The organism is Streptomyces sp. NPDC059788 (genome assembly GCF_042732265.1).
GTDB lineage: Bacteria > Actinomycetota > Actinomycetes > Streptomycetales > Streptomycetaceae > Streptomyces.
Map to the genome: position 1 here is coordinate 50,619 of NZ_JBHWHY010000007.1, position 20,387 is coordinate 71,005.

At 73.0% G+C, this 20,387-nt stretch carries 17 protein-coding genes; 12 read left to right on the top strand and 5 right to left on the bottom strand.

Translation table 11 applies throughout. From position 1 onward, the window contains the following. Positions 1 to 97: 97 nt before the first annotated feature. Both ACFV57_RS08370 and ACFV57_RS08375 read left to right on the top strand, forming a co-directional pair. Positions 98 to 613, top strand: a complete 516-nt coding sequence (locus ACFV57_RS08370; protein WP_385227136.1) for a hypothetical protein — start codon at positions 98 to 100, stop codon at positions 611 to 613. A 62-nt stretch (positions 614 to 675) separates the two neighbouring features. Beyond that, on the top strand, positions 676 to 2,163 hold the full coding sequence (locus tag ACFV57_RS08375) for an aromatic amino acid ammonia-lyase (protein ID WP_385227139.1): 1,488 nt from the start codon (positions 676 to 678) through the stop codon (positions 2,161 to 2,163). Between the two features lie 81 nt (positions 2,164 to 2,244). Here the strand turns inward: ACFV57_RS08375 and ACFV57_RS08380 are convergent, their stop codons facing one another. Further along, a complete protein-coding gene (locus ACFV57_RS08380; protein ID WP_385227142.1) occupies positions 2,245 to 3,024 on the bottom strand; it encodes a DeoR/GlpR family DNA-binding transcription regulator in 780 nt (259 codons plus the stop codon). A 270-nt stretch (positions 3,025 to 3,294) separates the two neighbouring features. Between ACFV57_RS08380 and ACFV57_RS08385 the strand changes: the two genes are divergently transcribed. From ACFV57_RS08385 to ACFV57_RS08405, 5 genes are read left to right on the top strand one after another with little or no spacing between them, the layout of a single operon-like run. Beyond that, positions 3,295 to 4,629, top strand: coding sequence for an MFS transporter (locus ACFV57_RS08385; RefSeq protein WP_385227145.1), 1,335 nt, complete (start codon positions 3,295 to 3,297; stop codon positions 4,627 to 4,629). 13 nt (positions 4,630 to 4,642) lie between these two features. Then, complete coding sequence (locus tag ACFV57_RS08390) at positions 4,643 to 6,244, top strand: FGGY family carbohydrate kinase (protein WP_385227148.1); 1,602 nt, start codon at positions 4,643 to 4,645, stop codon at positions 6,242 to 6,244. Next, on the top strand, positions 6,237 to 7,733 hold the full coding sequence (locus tag ACFV57_RS08395; RefSeq protein WP_385227151.1) for an FGGY-family carbohydrate kinase: 1,497 nt from the start codon (positions 6,237 to 6,239) through the stop codon (positions 7,731 to 7,733). The genes ACFV57_RS08390 and ACFV57_RS08395 overlap by 8 nt, the downstream gene beginning before the upstream one ends. Continuing rightward, positions 7,730 to 8,362: a histidine phosphatase family protein gene (locus ACFV57_RS08400; protein ID WP_385227154.1), complete on the top strand. Its 633-nt coding sequence runs from the start codon at positions 7,730 to 7,732 to the stop codon at positions 8,360 to 8,362. Before ACFV57_RS08395 ends, ACFV57_RS08400 begins: the two co-directional genes overlap by 4 nt. Before the next feature lie 38 nt (positions 8,363 to 8,400). Then, entirely contained in the window at positions 8,401 to 9,450 is a 1,050-nt protein-coding gene (locus tag ACFV57_RS08405) for a 2-hydroxyacid dehydrogenase (protein WP_385227157.1), read from the top strand. A gap of 58 nt (positions 9,451 to 9,508) precedes the next feature. On the opposite strand, the gene lysX is transcribed toward ACFV57_RS08405, so the two are convergent. Together lysX and ACFV57_RS08415 are read right to left on the bottom strand one after the other, a co-directional pair. Further along, positions 9,509 to 12,826 carry a bifunctional lysylphosphatidylglycerol synthetase/lysine--tRNA ligase LysX gene (lysX, locus tag ACFV57_RS08410; protein WP_385227160.1) on the bottom strand — a complete coding sequence of 1,106 codons (3,318 nt, stop codon included), beginning with the start codon at positions 12,824 to 12,826 and terminating at the stop codon, positions 9,509 to 9,511. Positions 12,827 to 12,852: 26 nt separating this feature from the next. Then, positions 12,853 to 14,064, bottom strand: coding sequence for an Ig-like domain-containing protein (locus ACFV57_RS08415; protein ID WP_385227163.1), 1,212 nt, complete (start codon positions 14,062 to 14,064; stop codon positions 12,853 to 12,855). A 241-nt stretch (positions 14,065 to 14,305) separates the two neighbouring features. Here ACFV57_RS08415 and ACFV57_RS08420 point away from each other — a divergent pair, with 241 nt between their 5' ends. Genes ACFV57_RS08420 through ACFV57_RS08435 form a run of 4 tightly spaced genes read left to right on the top strand, consistent with a single transcriptional unit; the run spans position 14,306 to position 17,724 of the window. After that, the gene (locus ACFV57_RS08420; protein ID WP_385227166.1) at positions 14,306 to 15,265 is read left to right on the top strand and encodes an ABC transporter substrate-binding protein; all 960 of its coding nucleotides are present in this window, start codon (positions 14,306 to 14,308) and stop codon (positions 15,263 to 15,265) included. 29 nt (positions 15,266 to 15,294) lie between these two features. After that, positions 15,295 to 16,071, top strand: a complete 777-nt coding sequence (locus tag ACFV57_RS08425) for an ABC transporter permease (RefSeq protein WP_385227169.1) — start codon at positions 15,295 to 15,297, stop codon at positions 16,069 to 16,071. Then, the gene (locus ACFV57_RS08430; RefSeq protein WP_385227172.1) at positions 16,068 to 16,892 is read left to right on the top strand and encodes an ABC transporter permease; all 825 of its coding nucleotides are present in this window, start codon (positions 16,068 to 16,070) and stop codon (positions 16,890 to 16,892) included. Before ACFV57_RS08425 ends, ACFV57_RS08430 begins: the two co-directional genes overlap by 4 nt. After that, on the top strand, positions 16,885 to 17,724 hold the full coding sequence (locus ACFV57_RS08435; protein WP_385227175.1) for an ABC transporter ATP-binding protein: 840 nt from the start codon (positions 16,885 to 16,887) through the stop codon (positions 17,722 to 17,724). Before ACFV57_RS08430 ends, ACFV57_RS08435 begins: the two co-directional genes overlap by 8 nt. On the opposite strand, the gene ACFV57_RS08440 is transcribed toward ACFV57_RS08435, so the two are convergent. After that, complete coding sequence (locus ACFV57_RS08440) at positions 17,693 to 18,463, bottom strand: YwiC-like family protein (protein ID WP_385227178.1); 771 nt, start codon at positions 18,461 to 18,463, stop codon at positions 17,693 to 17,695. The genes ACFV57_RS08435 and ACFV57_RS08440 overlap by 32 nt on opposite strands. A gap of 276 nt (positions 18,464 to 18,739) precedes the next feature. Between ACFV57_RS08440 and ACFV57_RS08445 the strand changes: the two genes are divergently transcribed. Next, entirely contained in the window at positions 18,740 to 18,934 is a 195-nt protein-coding gene (locus ACFV57_RS08445) for a hypothetical protein (protein ID WP_385227181.1), read from the top strand. Between the two features lie 11 nt (positions 18,935 to 18,945). On the opposite strand, the gene ACFV57_RS08450 is transcribed toward ACFV57_RS08445, so the two are convergent. Next, entirely contained in the window at positions 18,946 to 20,181 is a 1,236-nt protein-coding gene (locus ACFV57_RS08450) for a phosphodiester glycosidase family protein (protein ID WP_385227184.1), read from the bottom strand. Positions 20,182 to 20,387 lie beyond the last annotated feature (206 nt).

Here is a 20,387-nt window from a genome sequence, read left to right on the forward strand (position 1 = left end):
CCCCCGACCGCCCCGTGCCGTACACCGGCGATGCCGTGCCCCCGACCACCCCGTGCCGTACGACGCCACGAGTGCGGGAAAGCCTTCTGAGGACGCCATGGAACTGATCGTTGAAACCCGGGCCCAGTGGCCGCCCCCGGACGACCCGGCGGCCCTCCTGCCGGAGGTCCCGCGCTTCGACACCTCCGCCTTCGCGCCCCTGCTGGTGGCCGTCGGCGAACGCTGCCTGACCGAGCGGTACGGCACGCCCCCGCTGCCCCCGGCCCTCGGCGCGCGCACCGCCCTCGTCCTCGCCGCCACCCGCGGCGACGTGGTGACGCAGACCGCCATCGACGACGCGGTGGCCGGGCAGCAGCCGGTGCCCAAGCCCCTGCTGTTCCAGAACGTGCCGTCCACGGCGCTCGGCCACCTGAGCGCCGTCTGGGGGCTGAGCGGCCCGCTCGTCGCCACGCTCGCCATCGGCGACCCGTCGGCCGCGGCCCGCACCGCCGCCGCGCGCGTCATCGCCGCCGGTGACGCCGACCAGGTCCTGGCCATCGCGGCCGACCCCGGCGACAGCCACCGGTCGCCGGGCACGGCACGGGCCCACCTGTTCACGGCCGGTACGACCTGACCGCCACCGCGGCCGTGCCCGTCCGGCCGCGGTCACACCGTCATCCCCACCCAAGGAAAGCGATGCCCTCGAACCTGCGTCCCCCCACGGCCGAGCTGCGGTTTCCCTCGGCCCTGACCCCCGAGACGCTCGAAACCGCCGCCGGGCCCGTCACCGTACGGCTCGACGACGCCTCCCGGGGCGCCGTCGCCCGCTGCCACGACTACCTCCACACCTGTATCGACAAGGGCCGCGAGATCTACGGCACCACCACCGGCTTCGGCCCCCTCGTCGTCTTCGCGGGCCAGGACGAGGGCGTGGACCAGTGCGAGAACGTGCTCTGCCACCTCGAAGTGGGCCAGGGGCCCGACCTCGACCCGTCGGTGGCCCGCGCCACCCTGCTCACCCGCCTGTGGAGCCTGGCCAGGGGCCACTCCGGCGTGGCCCCCGCCGCCGTGGACGCCCTCGTGGCGATGCTCGGCACGTCCTTCGCGCCGGTGATGCCCGAGTACGGATCGGTCGGCGCCAGCGGTGACCTCGCGCCCCTCGCCCACGCCATCCGGTCCCTCCAGGGGCGCGGCGACGCCTACGTCGGCACCACCCGGATGCCCGCCGCCGACGCGCTCGCCGAGTCCGGGCTGCGGCCCGTGGAACTGACCGGAAGGGACGCGCTCGGCCTGGTCAACGGCACGTCCGTGACCGCGGCCGGCGCGGGCCTCGCGCTCGCCCAGCTGCACCGCTCGGTCGCCGCGGGCACCGCGCTGACGGCCCTGCTCGCCGGAGTCCTCGGCTGCCGCCCCGACTTCACCGCTCCGGAGATCTTCGAGGTACTGGGCCACGAGGACACCGCCGAACGCGCCGCCGACCTGCGCGAACGGCTCACCGGCCAGCAGCCCGGCGACACCCGCGCCCTCCAGGAGCCCTACACCCTGCGCTGCGCGCCGCACATCCTCGGAGCGGCGGCGACCAGCCTGCGCCACGCCCGCCAGGTCGTCACCGACGACCTCAACGGCATCAGCGACAACCCGCTCTTCTTCCCCGAGCGCGATGTCGTCGCCCACGGCGGCAACTTCTTCGGCCAGCAGGTCGCCTTCGCCGCCGACCTGATGTCCATCACCGCCGCCCAGCTGGCCAACCTCGCCGAACGCCAGCTCGACCTGCTGATCGACCCGCGCCGCAACGGCGGCCTGAACCCGATGCTCGCCGAGAACCCCGGCCACGACCACGGTGTCCAGGGCATCCAGCTCGCCGCGACCTCCCTGGTGGTCGCGATGCGCCGCGCCGCCACCCCCGCCGCCATGCAGAGCGTCCCCACCAACTGGCACAACCAGGACATCGTCCCGTTCGGCACCCAGGCCGCGTTCACCGCGCTGCGGCAGTCCAGGACGCTGCGCCTGCTGCACGGCTCGCTCGCCGTCGCGCTGCGCCAGGCCGTCCGCGTCGGCGGGCGCAGCCCCGCCAACGAGGCCACCGCCCGCCTCCTGGACGCCCTCGGGCCGACCGTGACGCCGGAGCGCCCGTGGGCCGTGTCGGTACGCGCCGCCGCCGACGTGCTCGACCGCGCCTGCTGAACCGCGCGGCCAGGGCCCTGAATCGCGAGGCCGGGCCCCGGAGCCACGAGGCCGGGGCCGCGGCACCGGCAGCGACGCGGTTCAGGGCCGCGGCACCACCATCACCTCGGTGCCGCGCGCCCGCACGGCCCGTACCTCCGCCGCCGGCAGCCCGTCGTCCACGATCAGCAGGTCGAAGTCGGTCAGCGGCGCCAGCGCGTACAGCCCGCCCTTGGTGAACTTGGTGTGGTCGGCGACCAGCACCCGGCGCGCCGCGCTCTCCATCATCGCCCGCTTGACCTGCACCGTCTCCGGCGAGGTGTGGTAGCAGCGGCCGTTGGTGACGGCGGTGGTCGACAGGAACAGCACATCGGCGCGAAAGGCCCGCGCCGCGTCCGCCGTGTGCAGCCCCATGAACGCGTCGTACGCGGGGAAGTAGGCGCCGCCCAGCGTGATCAGCGAGATGCCGGGCTCCTTGGCGAGCGTGGTGACGGCCGGCAGCGAGTTGGTGATGACGGTCAGCGGCGCGTGCCCGGCGAACCGGTGCGCCAGCAGGAGGCAGGTGGTGCTGTCGTCGAGCATGACGGTCTGGCCGGGCACCAGCAGCGTCGCCGCGGCCCGCGCCAGGGCCTGCTTGACCGGCGCCATGACCGCCATCCGGTCCGCCACGCTCCCGTGGAACTGCGCCGACGGCAGGCCGGTCGCCCCGCCGCGCACCTTGCGCAGCCAGCCCTGCGCCTGGAGGGCGTCCAGGTCGCGGTGGGCGGTCATCAGGCTGATCCCGTACTCCTCGGCGAGGTCCGCGGTGCGGACGAAGCCGCGGGCGATGACGGTGTCGCGCAGGCGGCGGCGCCGCTCTTCCTGGGCTTCGAGCCGGTCCATGGTGCCCACTTCCTGATGCCGTACGGGGGTGCGTGGCGCGTGGCGCGCACCGTACGCCGTGTGAATTCGCCGCGTTATGTTCGCACGGACTTAACGCGGCGCGCGCGTCCCGCACAGGCACCGCCCGCAGGACACAACACGGCAGGCCACCGGCCCGGTGCGAAGATTTCCGGCCACCATTGACGCTGGTTTCGGCCGGACTGTTGCATCGGCTCCGTCCGCTCCGCAGGCCTCCTGCCACCGCCTGCCGCCGTAGAAAGGGGAGATTCGATGAAGAACCCTCTCCCAAGTTCGCCGATCACACGGTCGATCACACGGGCGGTGACCCGTCTCGGCATCCCGCCGACCCTCGCCCGGGGCTACCTGGGCCTGCTGCTGTTCATGATCGGAGACGGGGTCGAGTCCGGCTATCTCTCGCCGTACCTGATCGACCGGGGCGTCCCGGAGCCCCGGGTGGCGCTGCTGTTCACCGTCTACGGCATCGCGGCCGGCGTCGCCGCCTGGCTCTCCGGCGTACTGTCCGAGCTGTGGGGTCCGCGCCGCGTCATGTGGACCGGCCTCGCCATCTGGGGCGCCTTCCAGGTCGTCTTCCTCGCCGCGGCCGTCCCCATGGCGAACTACCCCCTGATGATGCTGGGCTACGGCCTGCGCGGCCTGGGCTACCCCCTGTTCGCGTACGGGTTCCTCGTGTGGATCGCCGGGGTCGCGCCGCGGGCCCGGCTCGGCACCGCCATGGGCTGGTTCTGGTTCGCGTTCACCGGCGGCCTGCCCACCCTCGGCTCGCTGGTGGCCGGCGCCCTCATCCCGCGCATCGGCGCGTACGCCACGCTGTGGGCCGCCCTGGCCCTGGTCGCCGCCGGCGGCCTGACCGCCCTGCTGCTGGTCCGCGACGACCGCGGCGGCCCCCGGCCCCGCTCCGAGGGCGACGGCCCGCTGACCACCCTGATCGGCAGTGTCACGATCCTGTGGCGCAACCCCCGGGTCGGCACCGGCGCGCTCGTACGGACCATCAACACGGCCTCGCAGTTCGGGTTCTTCGTCATCCTGCCGGTGCACTTCACCCGCACCGTCGGCTTCACCCTCACCCAGTGGCTGCACCTGCTCAGCGCGATGTTCGCGACCAACATCGTCGCCAACCTGCTGTGCGGGATGATCGGCGACCGGATCGGCTGGCGGCGCACCATCGCCTGGTGCGGCGGCGCGGGCTGCACGGCCAGCACGCTGCTGCTGTTCTACGTACCGCAGGCGGCGGGCGCCGACTTCGGTCTCGCCCTGGTGGTCGCCGCGTTCTACGGCGCTACGCTGGCGGGGTACGTCCCGATATCCGCACTGATGCCCTCGCTGGAACCACGGCACAAGGGCCAGGCACTGGCGGCGCTCAACCTGGGCGCGGGCGCCAGCACCTTCGTCGGACCGGCCGTCGTCGCGGTCTTCGCCGGGCCGCTCGGTGTCGAAGGGGTCGTCTGGATCTTCGCGGGGATGTACGCGGTCAGTACCGTGCTCACCGTCTTCCTGAAGCTGCCGGACGAGCCGGGCACGGCGCCGGCGGGAGCGGCCGCCACCGCCACCGCGGCCACCGTCCCGTCCGCCTCGGCCCCGGCGTGAGAGGACGCACCTGATGTCCGTACTGACCGTCGACGTCGGCACCACGATGATCAAGTCCGTGGTCTTCGACGACCGGGGCCGCGAGATCGCGGTCTCCCGCCTCGCCACCGAAGTGCTGCGCCCCCACCCGGGCCGGGCCGAGCAGGACATGGACGCCGTCTGGAACGCCGTCGTCCGCACCGTCCGCAACGCCCTGTCCGAACTCGCCGGCCGCCCCGGCCCGGCCGACCCCGTATGGCTGGTCTCCTTCACCGCGCAGGGCGACGGCGCCTGGCTCGTGGACGACCGCGGCCGCCCCACCGGACCCGCGATCCTGTGGTCCGACGGCCGGGCGGGCGACCTCCTCGGCCAGTGGCAGCGCGACGGCGTCCTGGAAGCCGCCTTCCGCCGCAACGGCTCGCTGACCTGCGCCGGAATGCCCAACGCGATCTTCGCCTGGCTGGCCCGGCACGACCCGGACCGGCTCGCCCGCTCGCACGCCTCGCTCACCGCCGCCGGCTGGCTCTTCCTGCGGCTGACCGGTGTCACCGCCGTCGACGAGTCGGACGCCTCGGCGCCCTTCCTCGACCACGCCACCGGCGCGTACGACCCGTACCTCCTCGACCTCTTCGGCCTGACCGGATACGAGCGGCTGCTGCCGAAGGTGCTGGGCGAGCACGAGCGGATCGCCGAGATGACGTCCGAGGCCGCCGGCCGGCTCGGACTGCCCGCCGGACTGCCGGTCGTCATGGCCCCGTACGACATCGCCGCAACGGCGCGCGGCGTCGGCGTGGTCAACCCCGGCCAGGCGTGCAGCATCCTCGGCACCACCCTGTGCACGGAGATCGTCCGTACGACCGTGGACACCACCGGCGAACCGTCCGGCATCACCATCGCCTACCGCGGCCGGGAGCGCGTCCTGCGCGCCTTCCCGACCCTCAACGGCGCCGAGGTGCTCGGCTGGGCCGCGCGCACACTGGACCTGCCCGGACCGCCCGAACTGGCCCGGCTCGCCTTCGCGTCGCAGCCGGGAGCGCGCGGCCTGATGTTCCTGCCGTACCTCTCCCCGGCGGGGGAGCGGGCGCCGTTCCTCGACGGGCACGCCCGCGGCGGGTTCTGGGGCCTGTCCCTGGAACACACCCGCGCCGACATGGCCCGCGCGGTCTTCGACGGCCTCTCGCTCGTCCTGCGCGACTCGCTGGCCGCCTCCCGCACACACGTCGGCGAACTGCGCCTGTGCGGCGGCGGCGCCAACAGCGACGCGTGGTGCGCGCTCATCGCGGACGCGACGGGCGTGCCCACCGCCCGCTCCGGCGACACCGAACTCGGCGCCAAAGGCGCCTTCCTGACCGGCCTGGTGCTGTCCGGAGCCGAGTCCAGCATGCACAGCGCCGCCACCACATACGTACGGATGCGCTCCAGCTGGGAGCCCGACCCGGAGCGCACCGCCCAGTACGCGGAGCTGTACGAGGACTTCCTGCACTGGCGCGGCCTCGCCCGCGAAGCGGGCTGGCGGCCCGGAGCCCGCCGGGGTGCGGACGCCGCTGCCGAAGCCCCCGACCGGCCACCGGCCCTGCCGCGGCAGATACCCGCACCACCCGACCCCAGCGCCCAAGGAGCCCCCCACCGTGTCTGACGCCCTGACCGCCGACGCCGTCTGGCTCGGCCTCGACCTCGGTACGCAGAGCGCCCGCTGCGTCGCCGTCGACGGGACCGGACAGCTGCTCGCCGCCGCCTCCCGGCCGCTGACGAGCCACCGCGACGGCAGGCGCCACGAACAGCGGCCCGAACAGTGGTGGACCGCGCTCACCGCCGCCTGCCGCACGGCCCTGGACGGCATCGACCCGGCCCGGGTGCGCGGCCTGGCCCTCGACGCCACCTCCGGCACGATCCTCCTCGCCGACACCGACGGCACCCCCCTCACCCCCGGCCTGATGTACGACGACGGACGCGCCGCCGAACAGGCCGAGGCCGTCAACGAGGCCGGGGGAGCGGTGTGGCAGGACCTCGGCTACCGCACCATGCAACCCTCCTGGGCCCTGCCCAAACTGCTCCGGCTGCTGCAACACGACCCCGGACTCGGCGACCGGGCCAGGCTGCTGCACCAGCCCGACCTCATCACCTGGCGGCTCACCGGCCATCAGGTCCCCTCCGACGCCAGCCACGCCCTCAAGACCGGCTACCACCTCGCCGACGAGCGCTGGCCGTCCGCGGAGCTGTCCCGGCTCGGCGTGCCCGAACGCGTCCTGCCGCAGGTCGTACGGCCCGGAACCGTCCTCGGTACGGTGTGCCCGACGGCGTCCGAGGCCACCGGCATCCCCGAAGGCGTCACCGTCGTCGCCGGGATGACCGACGGCTGCGCCGCCCAGATCGGCGCCGGCGCCCTGGCGCCCGGCGCCTGGAACTCGGTGCTGGGCACCACCCTCGTCCTCAAGGGCACCAGCCCGCACCTGATCCGCGACCCGCACGGCGTCGTCTACTGCCACCGCGGACCGGACGGCAACTGGCTGCCCGGCGGCGCCTCCAGCTCCGGCGCGGGCGTCCTCGCGCAGCACTTCAAGGGTGACGACCTCGACGCGCTCACCGCGCAGGCCGCACGCGACGGCCGCGACTGGGACGCCGTCACCTACCCCCTCGTACCGGCAGGCGGCGAACGCTTCCCCTTCCGCGCCCCCGACGCCGAACCCTTCACCCTCGGCGACGTGCCCACCCGCGCCCAGGAGTTCCACGCCTGCCTGCTCGGCGTCGCCTGCGTCGAACGGCTCTGCTTCGACTACCTCGACCACCTCGGCGCCCCCGTCGACGGACCGCTCACCTTCACCGGCGGCGGCGCCCGCAACGCGTACTGGTCGCAGCTGCGCGCCGACCTGCTCGGGCGCTCCGTCCATCTGCCCGAACAAGCCGAAGGCGCCCTCGGCATGGCCGTGCTCGCCGCCACCTCGGGCGGCGTCACCCTCCAGGAGGCCGCCGCGGCCATGGTCCGCACCGGCACCCCCGTCAGCCCCAACCCGGCCCGCACCGCCCGCCTGCTCCCCGTCTACCTCCGCTTCCTCGACGAACTGACCCGCCGTGGCTGGCTCGACCAGACCGTGGCCGACCACGCCCGCAGGAGGGCCGCACCATGACCGACTTCATCCTCGTACGCCACGGCGAGACCGAATGGCACGCCGAGAACCGCTACGCCGGACTCACCGACGTGGCGCTGACCCGCCGCGGTGAGGAACAGGCGGCGGCCCTCGCCGACTGGGCCGCCACCGCCCGCCCGGACGCCGTCTGGTGCTCCCCGCTGTCCCGCGCCCGCCGCACCGCGGCCCCCGCCGCCGCGGCCTGTGGCCTGACCCCGCACGTCGACGAACGCCTCTACGAGATCGACTTCGGCCGCGGCGAGGGCCTGACCAGGGCCGAGATGCGCGACCGCTTCCCCGAGGAGCTGGCAGCGTTCCTCGCCGACCCGGTCGGCCACCACCTGCCCGGCGGCGAGGACCCCCGCGCCGCCGCCCGACGCGCCGCCGAGTGCCTCGCCGACATCGAGCGCGCCCACCCGGACGGCCGCATCCTGATCGTCGCCCACTCCACCCTCGTCCGGGTCCTGCTCTGCCACCTGCTGGGCATCCCGCTCGCCGACTACCGGCGCGTCTTCCCCCAGCTCCTCAACGGCGCGCTGACCGAACTGCGCGTCCGCGACGGCCGGGCGGCGCTGCTGCGGCTGAACGTTCCCGCCACCCCCGCGCCGGTCACCACGCCGCTGCACTGACCCTCACCGCCCCCGCACACCCCAGGAGAAACACCCCCATGAGCAGCCCCACCGTCCTCGCCGCCGGCAACCACTTCATCCTCCCGGGCCTGCTGACCGAGGCGGTCCACGAGGCCACCGGCGGCACGGTGACCGCCGGGCAGATCCGGGAGCTGCAACTGCCCTGGCCGCACACCCCGCTCGGCAAGGTCGCCGAGGTCGACGAGGCGTCCGGCACGGAGGACCAGCTCATCGAGGCCCTCCAGGGCGTACGGATCTGCGTCACCGAACACGCCGCGCTCACCGAGCGCATCCTCGCCCACTGCCCCGACCTGGAACTGTTCTGCGTCGGCCGCGGCGGCCCGGTCAACGCCAACCTGGACGCCGCCACCCGGCACGGCGTCGCCGTCTGCTACGCCCCCGGCCGCAACGCCACCGCCACCGCCGAACACACCCTGACCCTGATCCTCGCCGCCGCCCGCGGTGTCGGCGACACCCACACCAACCTGCGCCGGGGCGTGTGGCGCGGCGACTACTACGACTACGACAAGTGCGGCATCGAGATCGAGGGCACCACCGTCGGCCTGATCGGGTACGGGGCGATCGGCAGCCGCGTCGCCAAGGTGCTGGCCGCCATGGGCGCCCACGTCCTCGTCCACGACCCGTACGCGGCCCCCGAGGCGTTGGCCGGTGTCGCCGATCAGGTCGGCCTGGACGAGCTGCTGAGCCGCTCGCGCATCGTCTCCCTGCACGCCCGCCTCACCGACGAGACCCGCGGCATGATCGGCCGCGCCCAGCTCGCCGCGATGCCGCACGGCTCCGTCCTGGTCAACTGCGCGCGCGGCGCGCTCGTCGACTACGACGCGGTCTGCGACGCGCTGGACTCCGGGCAGCTGCGCGCCGCCGGTTTCGACGTCTTCCCCGAGGAGCCGGTCCCGGCGGGCTCGCGCCTGCTGGCCGCGCCCGGCGTCGTACTGACCCCGCACATCGCTGGCGGCAGCCGCCAGGTCGCGCACAAGGCCGCCCGGATCGTCGCCGCCGAGGCCGCCCGCTTCCTGCGTGGCGAGCCGCTCGCGCACTGCGCCAACCCGGAAGTCCTGGGAAACTGACCCCGGTACGCCGAAAGGGCCGCCCCCAGGGGACGGCCCTTCGCGCGTATCAGCGCTCCTACCGGCGCCGCACCAGCGGGAACGGCAGCGTCTCGCGGATCGACAGACCGGTGAGGAACATGACCAGCCGGTCCACGCCGATGCCCAGACCACCGGTCGGCGGCATCGCGTATTCGAGGGCCTGCAGGAAGTCCTCGTCCAGCTCCATGGCCTCCGGGTCGCCGCCCGCCGCCAGCAGCGACTGGGCGGTCAGCCGGCGCCGCTGCTCGACCGGGTCGGTCAGCTCCGAATAGGCGGTGCCCAGCTCCGTACCGAACGCCACCAGGTCCCAGCGCTCGGCGAGCCGCGGGTCCTTGCGGTGCTGGCGGGTCAGCGGCGAGACATCGGTGGGGAAGTCCTTGTAGAAGGTGGGCAGCGTGGTCTTCTCCTCGACCAGCCGCTCGTACATCTCCAGGACGATGTCGCCGCGGCCCATCTCCGGCTTCACCGGCACCCCGGAACGCCCGCACAGACGGCGCAGCACATCCGGGTTCGTGTCCGCGTCGACCTCCTCGCCCAGGGCCTCGGAGATCGCGCCGTACACCGTCTTGACCGGCCAGATGCCCGAGATGTCGTGCTCGACGAGCCGGCCGTTCGCGTCCGCCTTGCGCGCGGTGGCGCTGCCGAACGCGGAGACGGCCGCACCCTGGATCAGCTCCCGGGTCAGGTCGAGCATCACGTCGTAGTCGGCGAACGCCTGGTACGCCTCCAGCATCGTGAACTCGGGGTTGTGCTTGTAGGAGATGCCCTCGTTACGGAACGTGCGTCCCATCTCGAAGACCTTCTCCATGCCGCCCACGCACAGCCGCTTGAGGTACAGCTCCGGCGCGATGCGCAGGTACAGGTCGAGGTCGTAGGCGTTGATGTGGGTCTGGAACGGACGCGCGTTGGCGCCGCCGTGGATCTGCTGGAGCATCGGTGTCTCGACCTCCAGGTAGCCGCGCTCGATCAGACCCTGGCGCAGCGCCTGCACCGCGGTGCTGCGCGCCCGCAGGTTCTCCCGCGAGTCCGGCGAGACGACCAGGTCCACGTAACGCTGGCGGACCTTGGCCTCCGGGTCGGTCAGACCGCGCCGCTTGTCGGGCAGCGGGCGCAGGCACTTGGCCGTCAGCCGCCAGTGCGTGACGAACACCGTCAGCTCACCGCGGTCGCTCGCGCCGACCTCGCCCTCCGCCTCGATGTGGTCGCCCAGGTCGATGTCGGCGGCGAACCGCGCCAGCTCCTCGGCGCCCGTGGCCTCGCGGGTCAGCGCCACCTGGAGGTCACCCGACCAGTCGCGCAGCACGGCGAACAGCACACCGCCGTGGTCGCGGGTGAGCAGCACCCGGCCGGCGATACGGACGACCTTGCCGGTGTGCGTACCGGACTCCAGGTCCGGGTGCTCGTCGCGGACGTCGCCGAGCGTGTGGGTGCGCTGCACACCGACGGGGTACGGGTCGACGCCCTCCTCGCGCAGCCGCTCCAGCTTGCGGTGCCGCACCCGGACCTGCTCCGGCAGCGCCGCCAGCTCCCGCTCGCGCAGCTCCTCCTCGCTCGCCGGGGGCTGCTCCGCCAGGCCCAGCTCGTCCAGGGACGGCAGGTGGGCGGTGGTGGCCGGGGTCAGCACCCGCTTCTTGCGGCCCTTGCCCCACAGCTTGCCCAGGCTCGGTACGGCCACGAAGCCCTCGGCGATGCCGGAGGCCAGGCCGATGCGGGCCAGGGCGCCGGTGTCCGCGTAGCACAGGAAGCGCGGGTACCACTCGGGCGCGTACTTCGCGTTGGAGCGGTACAGCGCCTCCAGCTGCCACCACTTCGAGAAGAACAGCAGCAGCTTGCGCCACACCTTCAGCACCGGGCCGGCGCCGATGCGGGCGCCCTCCTCGAAGGCGGACCGGAAGACCGCGAAGTTCAGCGAGATGCGGCGCACGCCGATCTGCCCGGCGTGCGCGCACAGCTGGGCGACCATGTACTCCATCACGCCGTTCGGCGCGCTGCGGTCACGGCGCATCACGTCCAGCGAGATGCCGTCCTTGCCCCACGGCACGAACGACAGCAGGGCGATCATGTTGCCGTCGCCGTCGAACGCCTCGGCCAGCAGGCAGTCCCCGTCCTCGGGGTCGCCGAGCCGGTCCAGCGCCATCGAGAAGCCGCGCTCGGTCTCGGTGTCGCGCCAGGCGTCCGCCCGGTGGATGACCTCCTGCATCTCCTCGTCCGACAGCTCCTTGTGGCGGCGGACGCGGAAGGTGGCGCCGGTGCGCTCGACGCGGTTGACGGCCTGGCGGGTCACCCGCATCTCGCGGCCGTCCAGGTCGAAGTCCTTGACGTACAGGATCGCCTCGTCACCGAGCTGCAGCGCGCTCAGGCCGCTGCGCGCGAACGCCTTGGCGCCGTCCTCGCTCGCGCCCATGACGGCGGGCTGCCAGCCGTAGCGCCCGGCGACCTTCAGCCACTCCTCGATGGCCGGGCCCCACGCCTCGCGGTCGCCGACCGGGTCACCGCTGGCCAGGCAGACGCCGGCCTCCACGCGGTAGGTGACGGCGGCCTTGCCGCTGGGGGAGAAGACCACGGCCTTGTCGCGGCGGGTGGCGAAGTAGCCCAGCGAGTCGCGGCCGCCGTAGCGGGCGAGCAGCGCCCGGATACGGGTCTCCTCGTCGCCGTGCAGCGCGGCCTCCATGCGCTGCGACCGGAAGAGCGTCAGGGCCGCGTTCAGCAGCGCCACGGCGCCGAACAGGCCGAGCAGGCTGATCAGCCAGTGCGGCGGATGGCCGTCGAACTGCCGGCCGCTGACCAGACCGCCGCAGACCCGGTCGGCTACCCACAGCAGGCGGTTGCCGCCGCCGTGCTCCAGGCTGCCGGGGAAGAGGGACACCAGGCCCCAGCCGACGAGGATCGCCGCCACCAGGCCGGCGGCCAGCACCCCGGCGGCGCGCCAGAACGCGCCGCGGCGGGTGATCGCGTAGAACTCGCGGTGCGAGACCAGCAGCAGCACCAGCGCCGCCGCGCACAGCACCAGGGAGAACAGATACTCCCGGTAGCCGTCGACCACGAGGATCGCGTCGGTCAGCGTCACCAGCACCATGTAGACGACGGCGACCCACAGGGCGACCCGTTTGCGTGCGGTCATGGCCGCGGCCAGCAGGAAGAGGAAGGCCGCGTACGCGAAGTTCGGTTCGACCGCGATGGTCAGGGTGTCCAGCCAGTAGATGACCGGTTTCAGGCCGCGTCGCAGCGGCCCGATCAGCGCCGTGACGGCGCAGAACAGCCCCAGAAGGCTGAAGAAGATGGCAAAGCCGTTGGGCACGCGGCGGCGAAAACGCGCCCACGCCGTTATTTGGTCCTGGTCCTGCACGGTGCTCATTCCGTCACACTAGGCTCTGTAGGGGGTCAGCTGCTCGATGGGAGGGCGCTCTTCTTCTGCCACTGGGGCCAGTCGACCATCCAGTCCCCGAGACCGTTGTTCTCGGCCGCCTTCCCTCGTACGGAGGAACCGGTGACCTCGAACGGGTCACCGACGCGGACCTTGGCGTAGAGCCAGTCGGCATCGGCGTCGGTCAGCCCGATACAGCCGGAGCTGTCGTTGACGCGGCCCACCTTGCCGGCGTTCCACGGCGCCGCGTGCGCGTAGGTGCCGGAGTCGGTGAGCTTCATGGAGTCACGGACGGTCTTGTCGTACGCGTCACCCAGCCCCACGGTCTCGGAGTTCATGGTGATCGTGCCCTCCTTCGCCATCAGAGGGAAGACGCCCGTCCAGGTGGAATGCTGTGCGTCCGGCCGGCCGGCGGAGAAGGGGATGTTTTTCACCTCCTCTCCGTTCTCGATGAACGTCAGGTGCTTGCTGTCCAGATCGACCTTGATCACATGGCTCGCGCCGATGGTGAAGTTCAGGTCGTAGTCCTTGGCGAAGTAGCGTCCGCCGCCGGAGTCCACGCCGTTGAGGTCGGCCCGCAGCCCGACCTTGGTGCCCGACTTCCAGTACTCCTTCGGCCGCCAGTCCACCCGGTCCTTGCCGGACCAGTCCTTGACCCAGCCCCACGAACCCGTCGTGTGGTTGTCGGTGGTGACCTTCAGGTGCCGCTCGACGGCGGCCCGGTCGGTCACCGGGAAGTCGAAGGTGACGGAGACGGGCTGGGCCACGCCGACGGTGGCGCCCTGCGAGCCGGGGCTCAGCACGAGCTTGTTGAGCTTGTCGGCCTTGGCGGTGGTCAGCGACTCCTTGACCTCGTTCGTGCCGCCCTGCGGGTTTCTGGCCTCGGCCACGACGGAGTACTTGGTGTCCGGCGCGGTCTTCTCGTGGGAGGTCCACACCCGGCCGCCGTCGCCCAGCCCGCCGGACAGCCGGCGGCCCCTCGGGTCCGTCACCACGACCTTGGTCAGTGTGCCGCCGGACGCGCTGACCTGAAGTTTGTCCCCTGCCTGTACGGTCTTGACGCCGTTCGCCGCGCTCAGCGACACCCGCACCGCAGGGCCCTTCGACGCGGACGCGGCGGGGCCCCCGCAGGCGGTCAGCGCGCCGATGCCGAGGAGCGGCACCAGGGCCAGCGCGATCCGCGCGGGGCGCGGCGGACGGTGCCGGTGCGGGGCGGGGGCAGGACTCATCTGGGTGCTTTCGGTGAGCGGTCCGGCGGATGTCGGCCGCTAAGACGCGAACCACTTGCGTTTCGTTGCGTTGCGTGACGTGATCCACGCCACACCGCGCCACCAGGTGCGATGTGCTCGCGTGGTGGCGTGGTTCGTACTCCGCGTGCCCGGTGTGCCGCTCCGCCCGCTCCCTTCCGGCCTCCCGGCCCGTCGTTCCCGCACCGTTGACGACGCTCCCTCCCACCCCTACGGTTCCCGCGTGTATCGCTTACGGGCCGCCGTGGCGGCAGCAGTACTCCTCCTCACCTTCACGGCGTGCGGAAGCGGCAGTTCCGGTTCGGGTGGCGACGGGCCGGACAGCGTCGAGATCGGCGCGCTCGCCATCGTCGACACCGCACCGGTCCACCTGGCCCGGTCCCGCGGATTCTTCGCCAAGCAGGGCATCGACGCGAAGATCACGCCGGTCCAGGGCGGCGCTTACAGCTCCTCCGGCGTCGTCAGCGGCCAGTTCGACTTCGGCTTCAGCAACACCACCACCCTGCTCACCGCCCGCGAACAGGGACTGCCCCTCAAGGCCGTGGCCAACGGCGTGGCCTCCACCGGGCAGGCCGGAGCGGGCAAGGACTACAGCGCCGTCCTCGTACCCAAGGGCAGCGCCATCAAGTCGGCCGAGGACCTGCCCGGCCACAAGATCGCCGTCAACCAGCTGAAGAACATCGGCGACACCACCATCCGGGCCGCCGTGCGCCGGGCCGGCGGGGACCCCGAGAAGCTGGAATTCACCGAGATCCCGCTCCCCGACATGCCCGCCGCCCTCGCCGCCGGGCGGGTGGACGCCATCTGGACCGTGGAGCCCTTCCAGACCCAGGCCATCGACCAGGGCGCCCACGAGGTGTGCTGGCCCTTCGCCGAGGCCACCGGCAACCTGACCGTGTCCCTGTACTTCACCAGCGAGAAACTGCTCCACGAGAACCCGGACCTGGTCAAGCGCTTCAAGACCGCCATCGACCAGGCCCTGGCCTACGCCCGCACCCACCCCGACGAGGTACGCAAGGAACTCGGCACGTACACCAAGATCCCGCCGGAGGTCATCCGGCGGATCGTGCTGCCGAAGTGGCCCACCGAGATCAACCGCGCGTCCGTGCAGACCGTCGCCGACTTCGCCCGTAAGGACGGCGTCCTCAAGAAGCCCGCCGACGTCGGCGCACTGCTGCCGTGACCCGCCGCGGGGCGCGCGCCGGGGCGCCGATGAGCACCCCGCGCGCCGCCGCCCTCGGACTCGCGGGCCTGGCGTGCCTCTTCGCCGTCGCCGAGGCGGTGCCCCGGCTCGGCCTCGTCGACCCGCGCCACCTGCCGCCCGCCACCGCCATCGTGCGCCGCCTCGCCGGCGAACTGGGCGACGCGACCCTGTGGACGGCGCTCGGCGAGACCCTGCGCTCCTGGGCGCTCGGGCTCGCCATCGCCTGCTGCCTGGCCGTCGCCCTCGGCGTACTCATCGACGCCGTACCGGGCCTGCGCGCCGCCACCGCCTCCACCATCGAGTTCCTGCGCCCCATCCCGTCCGTGGCGCTGATACCCCTCGCCACCCTGCTCTTCGGCGCGGAGACCGGCTCCACCCTGCTCCTGGTGGTCTACGCGTCCTTCTGGCAGGTGCTCATCCAGGTGCTGTACGGCGTGGCCGACGTGGACCCGGTCGCCCGGGAGACCGCCCGCAGCTACCGCCTCGGCCCCTGGGCCCGCCTGCGCCACCTCGTGTGGCCGACGGCCCTGCCGTACGTGATGACGGGCCTGCGGCTGGCCGCCGCGGTGGCGTTCATCCTGGCCGTCACCGCCGAACTGGTCATCGGCAGCCCCGGGCTGGGACTGCGCATCCAGCTCGCCCAGTCCGGCGGCGCGGTCACCGAGGTCTACGCGCTGATCGTGCTGGCCGGACTGGTCGGGGTCGCCGTGAACGCGGCCGTGCGGGCCGTGGAGCGCCGGGTGCTGGCCTGGCACCCGTCCGTACGGGGCGAGGTGGCGCGGTGAGAGCGGCGGGCGGGCGCCCCGCGCGGCGCGCCGCCGGACTGCTGCGCCGCGCGGGGCTGCGCGCGCTGCGCGTCCTGGGCGTGCCGGTCCTGCTGATCCTCGGCTGGTGGGCCTACAGCTCCGCGAGCCCCACCTTCTACCTGCCGACGCCGGGCCGGGTCGCCACCGCCTTCACCGAGGTCTGGTTCTCCGCCCGGATCACCGGGGACGTCCTGCCCAGCGTCGGCCGGCTGCTCACCGGCTACGTCCTCGCGGGCCTGCTCGGCGTCGGTCTCGGCGTCGCCATCGGCTCCTCGCGCACCCTGCGCGCCGCCGCCGAACCCGTCCTGGAGTTCTTCCGCGCCGTGCCGCCACCGGTCCTGGTGCCCCTGATCATGCTGCTCGCGGGTCTGGACACGGCGATGAAGGTGCTGGTCATCGTCTCCGGCTGCGTGTGGCCCGTCCTGCTGAACACCGTCGAGGGCGTACGCGCCGTCGACGAGGTCCTGGACGACACCGGCCGCTGCTTCGGGCTGCGCGGGCCCGCCCGCCTGCGCCACCTCGTGCTGCCCGCCGCGAGCCCGCAGATCATGGCGGGCCTGCGGCAGGCCCTGTCCATCGGCATCATCCTCATGGTCATCGGCGAGATGTTCGCCAGCACCTCCGGTATCGGCCACACCGTCGTCCTCTTCCAGCGCGGGTTCGCCATACCCGAGATGTGGAGCGGCATCGTCGTCCTCGGGCTGCTGGGTTTCGGCCTCTCGGTCGCCTTCCGGGCCGTCGAACGCCGCATACTGGCCTGGCACTTGGCGCGCGGCGAGGAGCGGGGACGACATGCTTGAAATCACCGGCCTGGGCAAGGTGTACGAGGGGCGCGGCGGCGTCGAGGCGCTACGGAAGATCGACTTCCGGGTGGCCGACGGCGACCTGGTGTGCGTCGTGGGCCCCTCGGGCTGCGGCAAGACCACCCTGCTCAAGTGCCTCGCCGGACTGCTGTCACCGACATCGGGCGAGGTACGCGTCGCGGGCCGCCGGGTCACCGGCCCGCCGCCGGGCATGGCCGTCGTCTTCCAGGAGTACGGCCGCAGCCTCTTCCCCTGGATGACCGTGCGCAAGAACGTCGAACTCCCGCTGCGCGAGAAGAGAGTTCCCGCGCAGCGCCGCCGCGAACTGGTCGAGGAGGCGCTGTCCGCCGTCGGCCTCGCCGACGCCGCGGCGGCCCATCCGTGGCAGCTCTCCGGCGGTATGCAGCAGCGCGTCGCCATCGCCCGTGCCATCGCGTACGAGCCCCAGGTGCTCCTGATGGACGAGCCCTTCGCCGCCGTGGACGCGCAGACCCGCGCCGAGCTGGAGGACCTGCTGCTCACCCTGTGGCGCCGGCTCGGCGTGACGACGCTGCTGGTCACCCACGACATCGACGAGGCGGTCTACCTGGGGCGGCGGGTCATCGTGCTGTCGTCGGCGCCCACCGTCGTCCAGGAGGACCTCGCCGTCGACCTGCCGGCCGCACGGGACCAGATCACCACCCGCTCCGCCCCGCGCTTCGCCGAGCTGCGCGCCCACGTGTACGCGCAGATCAGGCACGCGAAGGGCCGGGCGGCGGCCTGGCCGGAGGGGGAGCCCGGTGCCGGCCCGCGGGACCTCAGCCCGAAAGCAGACGGCCGTACACGATGAAGACCAGCAGCAACAACGAGCACAGCACCTCCACGGCACCGACCACCGCGATCCGCACCTTGCGCGTGGGCATCGCCACGGCCCGCAGGAAGAAGAGGACGAAGGGCACCGCCAGCCACGGGTCGAGCGAGACGGCGGCCACCACCGCCAGCCCGTGGTACACGGCCGACGCCATCCGGAACGCCTCGCTGCCGCGTTCCCGGATCATCGTCTTCACATAGAGCACGGTCCCGGTGAAATACAGCAGACAGGCCGCGGCGGCCGGCCAGGCGCCGGAATCGATCGTGCCGCCGCCCAGCCGGTCCGCGACGAGCAGCATTCCGCAGGCGGGCACGACCGCCGCGATTCCGTTGACCGTGGCGCGTTCCTCGTTGCGGTACGCGTACACGATATTGACGGCGAAGAACGGCGCCGCGCAGAGCGCCGCGAGCAGCAGCCAGGGATGCGCCACCGCGAGCGGTACGGCACATACGGCGAAGGCCGCGCCGAATCCGGCGAGCGGCGCGAGATGGCGGCGGGGCGCCCGCGGATTGCGGGAAAGGCGGCGCAGCCGCAGGAATTGCTGGGCGTGGAACGCCGCGCAGTAGGCCAGCAGCCACGCGGGCAGCAGCGCGGCGTGCCACCCGACGAACCCGCCCAGCAGCGCACCCGCCAGGAACGGCACGACGAGCATGGCCCAGGCGCCGTGCTGGTTCGGTATCCAGCGGCGCAGTACACGCCGCCCGCGCGAAGTGCTCATCTCATGAATATAAGCGGTCCGCAAGCCGGTCCGGGCGGCCGATGGTCCGGGACCAAAGGCCCGCAATACGCGGGGTGATGAGATTTTCTCCCCGGTCGCCGGCGGATGGGCGCACTCCGTCCGGTGCGGGAAATACGCGAGGTGACGACCGGCGTCGCCCGGTGACTGCCAGTGATCACCTGGATGGCGCACCGGTGTAACCACGGGAGAAGGGACGGAATAAGCCAAACTGGCGCCCGTTGTCGTCCGTTCGGGCGGCCGGTGAGGAGGTTTGTCGTGGCTGTTTCGATCTCGGTCGTCGTGCTGCTCGTCGTATTGACCATCGTCTTTCTGCGCAGCGGGCGGCTGAAATTCTCGCACGCCCTCGTCTGTATGCTGCTCGGCTTCTACCTGGCCGGCAGCAGCCTGGCACCGGACATCCAGAACGGGCTGTCCGGCGCGGCCGACGTGGTCAGCAGCGTCCGGCCGTGACCGCGCGGGGCTCAGCCCCGCGCGAAGACACCGATGGCGTTCGGCACCGGCCGCTCCGCGCCGCCCGAGGGATGGTTGCGCACGGTCGATCCCGGGCTGCCCGGCTCACGGGTGACGAGCGTGGAGGAGCCGCCCCCGTCCAGGTTGACCGCGTCCCGCGCGCCCAGCCGGTCCATCAGGTCCGCCAGTTCACGTACCGTCATGCCGGCCCGTCCCGGCGCGCCGTCCAGCGCGAGCAGCAGCAGCCGGTGCCCGCCCGCGCCGACGCCGGCGGAGGTCCGCACGGCCGGGGTGACGGTGTCCAGGCCGCTCAGCGGCTCCTCGTCGCGGACGATCGGGAAGCCGCCGACGGCGAAGCGCAGCGGTACGGGCTGCCGTCCGGTCAGCGCGTGGCCGATCCGGACCGCGTCGCCGACGTGCAGCTTGCGCAGCTGCCGGGCGCCCTCCTCCCGGCCGACGAGTGTCGTCGTGCCGCGCGTGATGCCGCCCCGGCCGGGCACCTGCGCGACCTCCGTGACCCGGCCGCGCCGGACCGTGACCTCGTACGTCTGCGCACTGCACGGCGCGGCCCGGTCGGTGTCCGTGCCGCAGGTGGCGCGGACGCGTGAGGTGGTTCCCCACAGGGAGGTGAACGCGCCGATGCCGTTCACCGGCAGCGCGTACTGGTTCAGGCCCTTCAGGGGAAGCGCGCCGCCGGGAGTGAGCGCGGCCCCGCGCAGGGACAGCCGGTCCAGCCGCGCGCGGCGGTCGAGGCCGACGCCGATGACGTCCTTGGCGGTTGTACCGGGCGGCAGGGCCGGGCCGAAGCGCTGCCCGTCGGGCACGGCCGCCTTCAGGTGCCGCCCGGAGGCGATGGCCGGGCCCACCGGGGCGCCGGTCGCCTCCACGCCGGGGTGCTGGGTCTCGGTGATGTTGAAGAAGTCCGCGTTGACGGCGCCCACCGCGGAGCGCGCGTCGGCCAGCCGGGAGACCGGGGAGCGGGCGCCGACCGCACCCGGATAGAGCAGGTCCACCGAGACCCTGCGGTCGGCCAGATCAGCCGTCAGCAGGTGCCCGTGTGCGGTGCCCCGCCCCACCACGATGTCGAAGGCGCGGTATGTCACCCCCGGCGCGACGCGGACCGGCCGCCCCAGTCGCAGGGTGTCGCCGTCCGCGGTGGCCCCGGCGGCCACGCCGCTCCCGGCCAGTACGCCCCATGCCGTCAGCGCCGTCAGTACCGCCCGTACACGAACGAATCGATTCTTCACGATTCCCCCAGACGTCCCGGTAACTGTCCCATGGGTGCGAGAGGCCCACTATGTCCCGGAGATGACAGGAATCCGTACAACCGCCGTACGGTCGACGTGTCGCTTCCGTCCCCCCTGCCGAGGCGGTGCGCCCGCCCCCTGCGCCCACACGGACCGCTCCTCCGGTCCAGGGGCGTGGCCACGGCCCTGGACCGGAGGAGCGAAAG

Excerpts from the sequence above, each read along its gene's own strand:
- ACFV57_RS08405 (WP_385227157.1), top strand. The coding sequence starts at position 8,401 with ATGAGCAGCCCCACCGTCCTCGCCGCCGGCAACCACTTCATCCTCCCG.
- ACFV57_RS08425 (WP_385227169.1), top strand. The coding sequence starts at position 15,295 with ATGAGCACCCCGCGCGCCGCCGCCCTCGGACTCGCGGGCCTGGCGTGC.
- ACFV57_RS08380 (WP_385227142.1), bottom strand. The coding sequence starts at position 3,024 with ATGGACCGGCTCGAAGCCCAGGAAGAGCGGCGCCGCCGCCTGCGCGAC.
- ACFV57_RS08370 (WP_385227136.1), top strand. The coding sequence starts at position 98 with ATGGAACTGATCGTTGAAACCCGGGCCCAGTGGCCGCCCCCGGACGAC.
- ACFV57_RS08375 (WP_385227139.1), top strand. The coding sequence starts at position 676 with ATGCCCTCGAACCTGCGTCCCCCCACGGCCGAGCTGCGGTTTCCCTCG.
- ACFV57_RS08390 (WP_385227148.1), top strand. The coding sequence starts at position 4,643 with ATGTCCGTACTGACCGTCGACGTCGGCACCACGATGATCAAGTCCGTG.
- lysX (WP_385227160.1), bottom strand. The coding sequence starts at position 12,826 with ATGAGCACCGTGCAGGACCAGGACCAAATAACGGCGTGGGCGCGTTTT.
- ACFV57_RS08400 (WP_385227154.1), top strand. The coding sequence starts at position 7,730 with ATGACCGACTTCATCCTCGTACGCCACGGCGAGACCGAATGGCACGCC.
- ACFV57_RS08435 (WP_385227175.1), top strand. The coding sequence starts at position 16,885 with ATGCTTGAAATCACCGGCCTGGGCAAGGTGTACGAGGGGCGCGGCGGC.
- ACFV57_RS08440 (WP_385227178.1), bottom strand. The coding sequence starts at position 18,463 with ATGAGCACTTCGCGCGGGCGGCGTGTACTGCGCCGCTGGATACCGAAC.
- ACFV57_RS08415 (WP_385227163.1), bottom strand. The coding sequence starts at position 14,064 with ATGAGTCCTGCCCCCGCCCCGCACCGGCACCGTCCGCCGCGCCCCGCG.
- ACFV57_RS08385 (WP_385227145.1), top strand. The coding sequence starts at position 3,295 with ATGAAGAACCCTCTCCCAAGTTCGCCGATCACACGGTCGATCACACGG.